At 35.3% G+C, this 8,301-nt stretch carries 9 protein-coding genes and 1 riboswitch; of the genes, 8 read left to right on the forward strand and 1 reads right to left on the reverse strand.

Annotated features, from left to right (window positions below; translation table 11 throughout):
* Positions 1-18 precede the first annotated feature (18 nt).
* Positions 19-63, reverse strand: a riboswitch (PreQ1 riboswitch).
* A 357-nt stretch (positions 64-420) separates the two neighbouring features.
* The 7 genes from ACPYKA_RS14155 to ACPYKA_RS14185 all read left to right on the forward strand — a co-directional run bounded on the left by ACPYKA_RS14155 (position 421) and on the right by ACPYKA_RS14185 (position 7,017).
* The gene (locus ACPYKA_RS14155) at positions 421-1,371 is read left to right on the forward strand and encodes an NAD(P)H-dependent flavin oxidoreductase (RefSeq protein WP_479542884.1); all 951 of its coding nucleotides are present in this window, start codon (positions 421-423) and stop codon (positions 1,369-1,371) included.
* A 36-nt stretch (positions 1,372-1,407) separates the two neighbouring features.
* On the forward strand, positions 1,408-2,946 hold the full coding sequence (locus ACPYKA_RS14160) for a class I adenylate-forming enzyme family protein (protein WP_479542885.1): 1,539 nt from the start codon (positions 1,408-1,410) through the stop codon (positions 2,944-2,946).
* Positions 2,947-3,427: 481 nt separating this feature from the next.
* The gene (locus ACPYKA_RS14165) at positions 3,428-4,294 is read left to right on the forward strand and encodes a transporter substrate-binding domain-containing protein (RefSeq protein ID WP_479542886.1); all 867 of its coding nucleotides are present in this window, start codon (positions 3,428-3,430) and stop codon (positions 4,292-4,294) included.
* A 24-nt stretch (positions 4,295-4,318) separates the two neighbouring features.
* Positions 4,319-5,026 (forward strand): amino acid ABC transporter permease, encoded by a 708-nt coding sequence (locus ACPYKA_RS14170; protein WP_479542887.1) that lies wholly within the window; start codon positions 4,319-4,321, stop codon positions 5,024-5,026.
* A gap of 15 nt (positions 5,027-5,041) precedes the next feature.
* Positions 5,042-5,755 carry an amino acid ABC transporter permease gene (locus ACPYKA_RS14175; protein WP_479542888.1) on the forward strand — a complete coding sequence of 238 codons (714 nt, stop codon included), beginning with the start codon at positions 5,042-5,044 and terminating at the stop codon, positions 5,753-5,755.
* Between the two features lie 21 nt (positions 5,756-5,776).
* Positions 5,777-6,532 (forward strand): amino acid ABC transporter ATP-binding protein, encoded by a 756-nt coding sequence (locus tag ACPYKA_RS14180; RefSeq protein WP_479542889.1) that lies wholly within the window; start codon positions 5,777-5,779, stop codon positions 6,530-6,532.
* Between the two features lie 218 nt (positions 6,533-6,750).
* Complete coding sequence (locus ACPYKA_RS14185) at positions 6,751-7,017, forward strand: hypothetical protein (protein WP_479542890.1); 267 nt, start codon at positions 6,751-6,753, stop codon at positions 7,015-7,017.
* 153 nt (positions 7,018-7,170) lie between these two features.
* Here the strand turns inward: ACPYKA_RS14185 and ACPYKA_RS14190 are convergent, their stop codons facing one another.
* Positions 7,171-7,485, reverse strand: coding sequence for a hypothetical protein (locus ACPYKA_RS14190; RefSeq protein WP_479542891.1), 315 nt, complete (start codon positions 7,483-7,485; stop codon positions 7,171-7,173).
* A 90-nt stretch (positions 7,486-7,575) separates the two neighbouring features.
* Between ACPYKA_RS14190 and ACPYKA_RS14195 the strand changes: the two genes are divergently transcribed.
* Entirely contained in the window at positions 7,576-7,977 is a 402-nt protein-coding gene (locus ACPYKA_RS14195) for a hypothetical protein (protein ID WP_479542892.1), read from the forward strand.
* Positions 7,978-8,301 lie beyond the last annotated feature (324 nt).

Genomic DNA, 8,301 nt, shown 5'->3' on the forward strand with positions numbered 1-8,301 from the left:
TAATCCTCATATTAACTTCTCTCCTTAGTTTTTTATCGTGGGATGGTTTCGAACCACGTCTTACAAACGCTTTTAAGTCAAGCATCGTAAGAATTAATTATAACATATGTGTAGAATAAGTTAAAATTGTTTTTCAACAGAGCGAGATACAGTGCGCAAATTTACACAAGCCAAGCTTCAACTTTTGATTTTTCCATCGTGTTATCTTTCAAAAATTTTAAACTAATTACCCCTCATTGCATTTGACAAAAAATAGAAAAAACAATAAACTATACGCGCATACATAGTTTTATTTGATTTAAAATTACTTTTATTGTATTCAAGAATGTTCATTATTGGTAGGTAAGGGGGAGATAATGAAAAAGAAATATGCATTTTTAAAATTATTTGTATGCGCTTACAGGGGGGGAGTGACTTGATATGATTAATTTAAAAGAATTGAAAAAAAGCATGAGAATGCCAGTGATTGGTGCACCGATGTTTATTATTAGCAATCCAAAGCTTGTGATCGAACAATGTAAAGCAGGCATTGTCGGTTCAATGCCTGCACTAAACGCAAGACCTTCCTCCCAGCTGGATGAATGGCTTGCAGAAATTACCGAAGAGCTTGCGAGCTATAATGCAAAAAATCCCGATCGTCCGGCAGCACCTTACGCAATTAATCAAATTGTCCACCGTACGAATACACGTCTTGAAGAAGATATGGAGCTATGTAAAAAATATAAAGTGCCTGTCATTATCACTTCACTTGGTGCAAGGGAAGAAGTCTATCAAGAGACACAAAGTTATGGTGGAGTCGTACTACATGATGTAATCAATAATACGTTTGCCAAAAAAGCGATTGAAAAAGGAGCTGATGGTCTCATCGCTGTGGCGGCTGGAGCCGGAGGGCATGCAGGTTCGAAAAGTCCATTTGCACTCGTACAAGAAATTCGAGAGTGGTTTGATGGTCTACTTGCCCTTTCAGGATCGATAGCTACGGGCGATAGCATTTTAGCGGCGGAAGCGATGGGAGCCGATTTTGCTTATATCGGTTCCCCATTTATTGCTACACGGGAAGCTAGAGCCGTCGATGAATATAAACAAGCTATCATTGAAGGTACTTCAGATGATATCGTTTATAGCAATTATTTCACAGGCGTGCACGGGAACTATTTAGCGCCATCCATTCGTGCTACAGGGATGGATCCGGATAATTTACCCGAAAGTGATCCATCAAAAATGAATTTTGGTGGGGACGCTAGCGCAAAAGCGTGGAAAGACATTTGGGGTTGTGGACAAGGAATTGGAGCAATTAAAGAAATAAACGATACGAAAGATTACATTGCTCAATTAGAAGAACAGTACAACCAAGCAAAAAAAGGTTATTAAAAAATAAAAGCAGAGAACATATGAAGGGGTGAGAAAATGCAACATATGTTATTTAGCGATCCAATAAAGTTAAATGCAACACGTTACGGGGACAGAGAAGCAATTTCATTTCATGGACTTCGATTTACTTATCGAGATCTTAATGAAAGAATTAATCAATTAGCCCATGCATTACAAAGTATCGGTGTAGAAAAAGGGGATAAAGTGGCTTTCATGTTAATGAATTGCCATCAATTATTTGAAGTAATGTTTGCTTGTGGGAAAATTGGAGCCATTTATGTACCAATTAATTCAAGGTTTGTCGGTCCAGAAATTCAGCATGTTTTGGATGATTCTGAAGCTACTGTGTTAGTAGTTGATTCTCGTTTCATGCATGAAGTAGTTCCTTATATTGAACAATATAAAACTACACAGCATTTCATTACGGTAGGAACGAATGATCATGTTCAATTTTTAGAATATGAAACTTGGATTTCTAGTTTCTCGAAGGAAGAACCTGTACCGTCATCATCTCTTAGTGAATTGGACACTCTTTCCATTATGTATACTGGTGGAACTACAGGTTATCCAAAAGGTGCAGTACGTTCTCATCGAAGTTTATTTTTAGTTGCGTTATTATTTAGTATTGAATTTAATATCGGAAGGCTAGGGAAAGGATTAGTAGCTGGCCCTTTGTATGGTGCGGCCGCATTAAGTATATCTCTTCCTAACTTTTTCGTTGGAAATCCTGTTCATATATTGGAAAAGTTTCATCCTGTTGAGGTATTAAAAGCCATTGAGCAAGAAAAGACAACGACCACATTTTTAGCACCACCGATGTTAGATGCAATATTTTCGCTGCCTGAAAATATCTTACACCAATATGATGTATCCGCTTTAAAATCTATAATTTCTGTCGGAGCACCGTTACATACGAGCACGAAGAAAAAAGTGCTAAAGTATTTTGAGACAGTTGAATTAAATGAATTTTATGGAGCTACTGAGTTAGGTGGTGTAGCTAATTTATTTCCTGAAATGCAGAAAGAAAAGGATCGTTCTGTGGGAGTACCAATGCTAGGTATGGAAATAGAATTACTGAATGAAGAGGGCGAACAGGTGGAAGTTGGGGAAGCAGGAGAATTTTTTGTTAAAGGAATCACATTGTGCGATGAATACTATCGTAGACCAGAAGCGAATAAAGAATCTTTTAAGGGTGAATGGCTCAGCTTAGGGGATGTTGGGGTTCAAGATGAAGATGGATGTTATTATATCGTTGATCGAAAGCAGGATATGATTTTGTCAGGAGCGCTTAACGTTTATCCGGCAGAGATTGAAGGGGTTTTACATGAGCATCCAGAAGTTGAAGACGTAGCTGTTATTGGCATTCCGGATGAAAAATGGGGAGAAGTACCTTTAGCTGTTGTTGTGTTACGAGACGGCGAAAAGGCTACGAAAGAAGAAATTTTTCGGTTTTGTCAAGGTAGATTAGCGAAGTATAAAATCCCCCACCATATTGATTTTGTAGATGAGCTACCACGAAACTTACAAGGAAAATTATTAAAATATCAAATTAGAAAAAACTATATAAATGAATAAAATAAACCGAGCTAGTAGAAAATCTAGCTCGGTTTATTTTATTGTGAGGAAATTATATTCTAGTATGGCTGTGGATAAGTTACTGGCTTGAAAGTGTCTAACGCTAGCGCTAAAGCTGTAGCACAACATGCTTCATCTCACGACATAATAAAGAAGACATGCTGATTGGGTAGAAATGAGAATTAGTCCATTTATACACTTATCGTGAAGTCAACATTGCCTTAAATTTGAAAGAAGGCCAGCTAAAAGCGGGCTTTGCGCCCAACTCACGTCTATTCCTATAATGGAGTGTTCTCCTATGGAAGGAATGTTTAGATGATTTTTACTTATATGATAACCGTTAATAAGTAAGGTTTGTTTTTACATCGCTTCATCATTTTTCCATATGGGTATTGACAATTTTTAATTAAATGCATATTATTATACCAAGTAATTAAATCGGAATAATAACAATTAATAAAACTACTGGAGGGAATAATAAGTGAAGGTGAAAAACGTATGGAAACAAGTTATGTTCATGATAGGGTTGGTGGTCGTTTTAGCTGGATGTGGAACAAATAATAGCGAAGAGGCCGCCAATGAAAATGTTGAGGGAGATCATGTTCGAAAGGTAAAAGTAGCATATGTACAGTCTTCGAAACCTATAACATATACTGACGAAAATGGAGAAGCAACTGGATATGATGTAGAAGTTTTAAAAGCAGTCGATGAATTATTACCTGATTATGAATTTGAGTTCATTGGCACTTCTGATGATGATCTTTTGTTGGGGGTAGAACAAGGCAAATTTCAGGTAGGAGTAAAGAATGCCTTCTTTACAGAGGAGAGAACAAAAAAGTATATTTATCCGAAAGAGTTTATTGGTCTTAGTAGTATTGGTCTTGCGTTAAAGAAAGAAAATGAGCATATTAAAACGTTGGAAGATTTTGCGAAGGAAGGTTTGACGCTTGCTCCGATTGCTGCAAATAACGCTCAATATACAGTTATTGATGAGTACAATAAAGAAAATCCTGATAATCAAGTGAAGTTGGAAGCTGGAGATACATTTTCAGTAGATGTCATTCAATGGGTGAATGAAGGTCGTGTGGATGCCGGAGTAATGATTGAAGGGTCTGTACAAAGGCAACTTTATGAAGAAGGAGCTCCTTACTATAATTTAAAAGATGATATTGTCTACAATGAATTCGATGTAATTAAAACATGGCCATTGTTTAATAAAGAAGAACAGGAATTAGCAGATGCGTTTGATGAAGCGATGAAAAAAGTGAAAGAAGAAAAAATTCCAAATAAGTTAAGTGAAGAATTTTATGGTAGAGATCTATTTGAAGTTTTGGATGAAGTTGAATAATAACTTTTATAACGGAGAGGTAGTATGGAAAAGTATTTTGATTCGTCATATTTATGGGGAGCATTTCCACAGCTCCTCCCATTTCTTAAGGTAACTTTTATGATCGCCGGCTTAGCCGTCCTCTTAGGATCATTTCTAGGTTTAATATTGGCTGCTCTGAAACTTGGAAAATCTAAGTTTGGTAGAGAGCTTGCTAATGGGTATACAACCGTTCTACGTTGTACTCCGTCAATTGTTTTATTATTTTTAGTCTATTACGGTATTCCTTATTTAGGGAATAAAGTCGGAATAAATTTAAATGATATTGATAAAGCAATTTTTGTAGTTATTGCATTTGCACTGCAGTTTGCAGCAATTATGTCTGAAGTAATTCGATCCGCTTATTTATCTGTTGATAAAGGCCAGTTCGAAGCTGGAGTAAGTGTTGGATTAAGTCCATTTCAAGTGTATAGAAGGATAATTTTTCCGCAAGCATTTGTAATTGCCTTACCGAATTTTGGAAATGGTTTAGTGTCATTATTACATGAAGGGGCTATCGCCTATACAATTGGGTTAATTGATGTTGTCGGTAAAGCAGAATTAATTATATCGTCAAATTATAACACACATGCATTAGAAATATTTCTTGCTTTATCTGTCATTTACTGGGTGTTATCGATTATTATTGAACGGTTATTCCATTTTCTTGAAAAGTTTTTTAGTAAAGGAAAACAGTCATTAAAGACGACGTAAAGGGGGATGAAGGAATTGTCAGACGGATTAAATTATCAGTTTATGTGGGAGACATTTTTTGTTGCGCTTTCCGGAGTCCCAATTGCTATGCTCGTCACAGCGGTCGCTTTATTGATTGCACTCCCGTCAGGGTTCTCTCTTGCGTTAGCGAGAATGAATAGAATTCCTTTTCTGCACCGTTTTGTTCAAATATATGTATCTTTTGTGCGAGGAACTCCGGTAATTGTTCAAATTTTCGTAGTCTATAGTAGTGTACCTTTACTGCTAAATATTATATTTGAAAAATATAATATTGCTATGAATGTCTATGATATTCATCCCATTTGGTACGCATTTATTGTCTTTTCATTTAATACAACCGCAATATTAGTTGAAGTATTTCGTTCTGCATTAAACTCAGTAAACAAAGGTCAATTGGAAGCTGCTCAATCTATTGGATTGAGTAATTTCCAGTCATATCGAAGAATCATTATTCCACAAGCTTTAGTAGTCGCATTACCGAATTTATGTACCGCAACGATCAATTTAATTAAAGCAACTTCACTCGGATATGCAATGTCTTTGCATGAAATAACATTAAAAGCAAAGGTAGCTGCCAACGCTGGTTACAATTATGTAGAAGCATATATTGATATATTTTTAGTCTATTTGATTTTATGTACGTTGGTGGAATTTCTATTTAAATGGTATGAAAAGAGACTTACAAAATATAGAATTGCAGTGAGTTAAAAGTTGACGGAGGGATAGGAAATGTTAGCGATTAAAGATGTATGTAAATCCTTTGGTAATAACGAAGTGCTAAAAGGAGTAGACCTCGAAATTGAAAAAGGAGATGTAGTCGTCATTTTAGGGCCAAGTGGTTCGGGGAAGACGACTTTACTAAGATGTATTAACTTCCTAGAACGAGCCGACAGAGGTAGTGCAACATTTGGAGACGATACAGTCGATCTTCATACTGCAACAAAAAAACAAATTCATCAATTACGGCAACGAATCGCATTTGTTTTTCAAAATTATAATTTATTTATTAATAAAACAGCTTTGGAAAATATTACAGAAGGTTTAATAATCGGAAGAAAATTTCCCAAAAAGAAAGCAGAAAAAATTGGAATGGAAGCATTAAACAAAGTAGGACTTTCCGATAAATATCATGCCTATCCAAATGAGTTGTCGGGGGGACAACAGCAAAGAGTAGGAATTGCTAGAGCCGTTGCATTAAATCCGGATATTATTTTATTTGATGAACCGACATCAGCACTAGACCCCGAGTTAGTGGGAGAAGTTCTAAGCGTGATGAAGGATATTGCGAAAGAAGGAATTACGATGCTCGTTGTCACACATGAGATGTCTTTTGCTAAGGAAGTTGCGAATCGAGTTATGTTCATGGATGGTGGTGTTGTTGTAGAAGAAGGAACACCTCATGAAATTTTTGTAAATCCAAAAGAAGAACGTACAAAAAAATTCCTAAGACGAGTATTACCCGAGGAGTATACATTTCATATTTAAATATAAATACTTGTGCATTTGAACTCGCACAGGTATTTTTAATATACTTATGAATAGAGGTATCGTTGCTCCTTTTCCCATTAAGGGTTCAATTGTTTGAGGCTTAATCGTTTATTAATGGAGGACCGGGCGGGTATGAACGAATTTTATACGATGATGGAAAGAAAGCGGACATGAAAATTGATGAAGATGATCACTTGAAGTAAAGGGGCAATGGAATGGTTAGTAAAGAAAAAATAAATTGTATAAAAGAATTGTATCTACGATTATTAACGATCATTGAAACATACGGGAAAGGTGAAATTGATGGTCAAATAAATCAAGTAAAGTTTATTATAAGCTGTTTAGAAGACAATGATTTTGAAAAATTAAACCCTGAAAAACAAAGGGAAGCGTTAGGAAAGATGCATGAAGCACTGTTTCCACCACGTGGTGGGCTATCAGAATTTTTTATATGGTCTAACGATTTTGATGAAAGACTTTGAATAAATAAGCCATTGGAAGAAGTACGCGGAAAACTCTGGGCAATAATAAAGTTAAGACCCACATTCGGCAGGTCATAAGTAAAAACTTAAAGGATTTTTTCCCTTTTCTCGAAATCATTGTATCCATAGAAAAAGTGAGGCAAAATCCTGGAATTAGTTTTTTAAGGTTGCAAAAACTTCGATAGGATCTTGTTGAGCATAATAATAAAAAAACAGATTACCTTCTTTTTCTTTTAAAAAAAGCTTTTGAATAGTGAGATTTTGACAGTCAAAAAACTTGGCATGTTCCCATTGTTGTGCAATGATAGCCAATGGAGTACTGTCTTTAAATAAAACCCAAGTGGCTTTTCCGCCATAAATAGTGGGTAAATAAGACATTTTTTTAATCTTGTGAATGACATCCTCAAGAGTTGCAGTGGAGGGTAAATCAAACTTTACTTCATGCGGTGCATATACATCATCCCCCACAGCCACACTATTTCGCGTACATCAAACATCATTTCCGATCACCTTTCCTTAGAATTATCCTTCTAAATATACTATACGAGGAGTGTAAGTATGAATAAAACAAGAAACGTTACATTGATCGTTCTTTTTATTCCACTGTTTTTTCTATATACAGGTTGGGTAATGAATAAGATTTACTTGCTCAACTTTGACCATAACTGGAATATCCCTTTCAAGTTTTCACCTGTAGCTACTGGTATTTTAATTGGTTTTTTAACTATTTTTTTAACTTACTTAATTAGTAAGAATGAATCAAAGAATACCAAATATAAAATGTGGGGTATTTCTTTAATATTAATTTCAATTCCTTTATCCGATTCACTTGGTACAGCCTACGCAATCTTAGATGAAAATGGTTTTGCATATTTAAGTGTTTTATTTTTCTTCCCAATTATTTTCATACCCGGAATTGTATTACTCTTAGTTGGTTTTTTTAAGAAACCTAGTAAATGAATGTAATGTACTTTAATATGTAATAAAACATCAAAAAACTCAAGCAATGGATTTCAATTTTTTAATATCTGTATTTGCAAATATTATTAAGATTCACTTATTGTGACATAACTCTACTGTTAGATACAGTTCCCTCTGGTAAATAATTAGAAAAATCTACTCCAAATCTCTGTGTTTTAAGGCCCCCATAAGAACTAAATTGATGTAATATTGGTTTAACAAGTATTGAGGGCATAATGGAAAATCCATCATGGTTACATATCTTGCAATCGCAACTTTTTGTATGGTATACCCTGAAGTTCGAACAAGAACGGATGGTTCTCG

It is taken from the genome of Pseudogracilibacillus amylolyticus (SeqCode) (assembly GCF_051918545.1).
Classification (GTDB): domain Bacteria; phylum Bacillota; class Bacilli; order Bacillales; family Amphibacillaceae; genus Pseudogracilibacillus.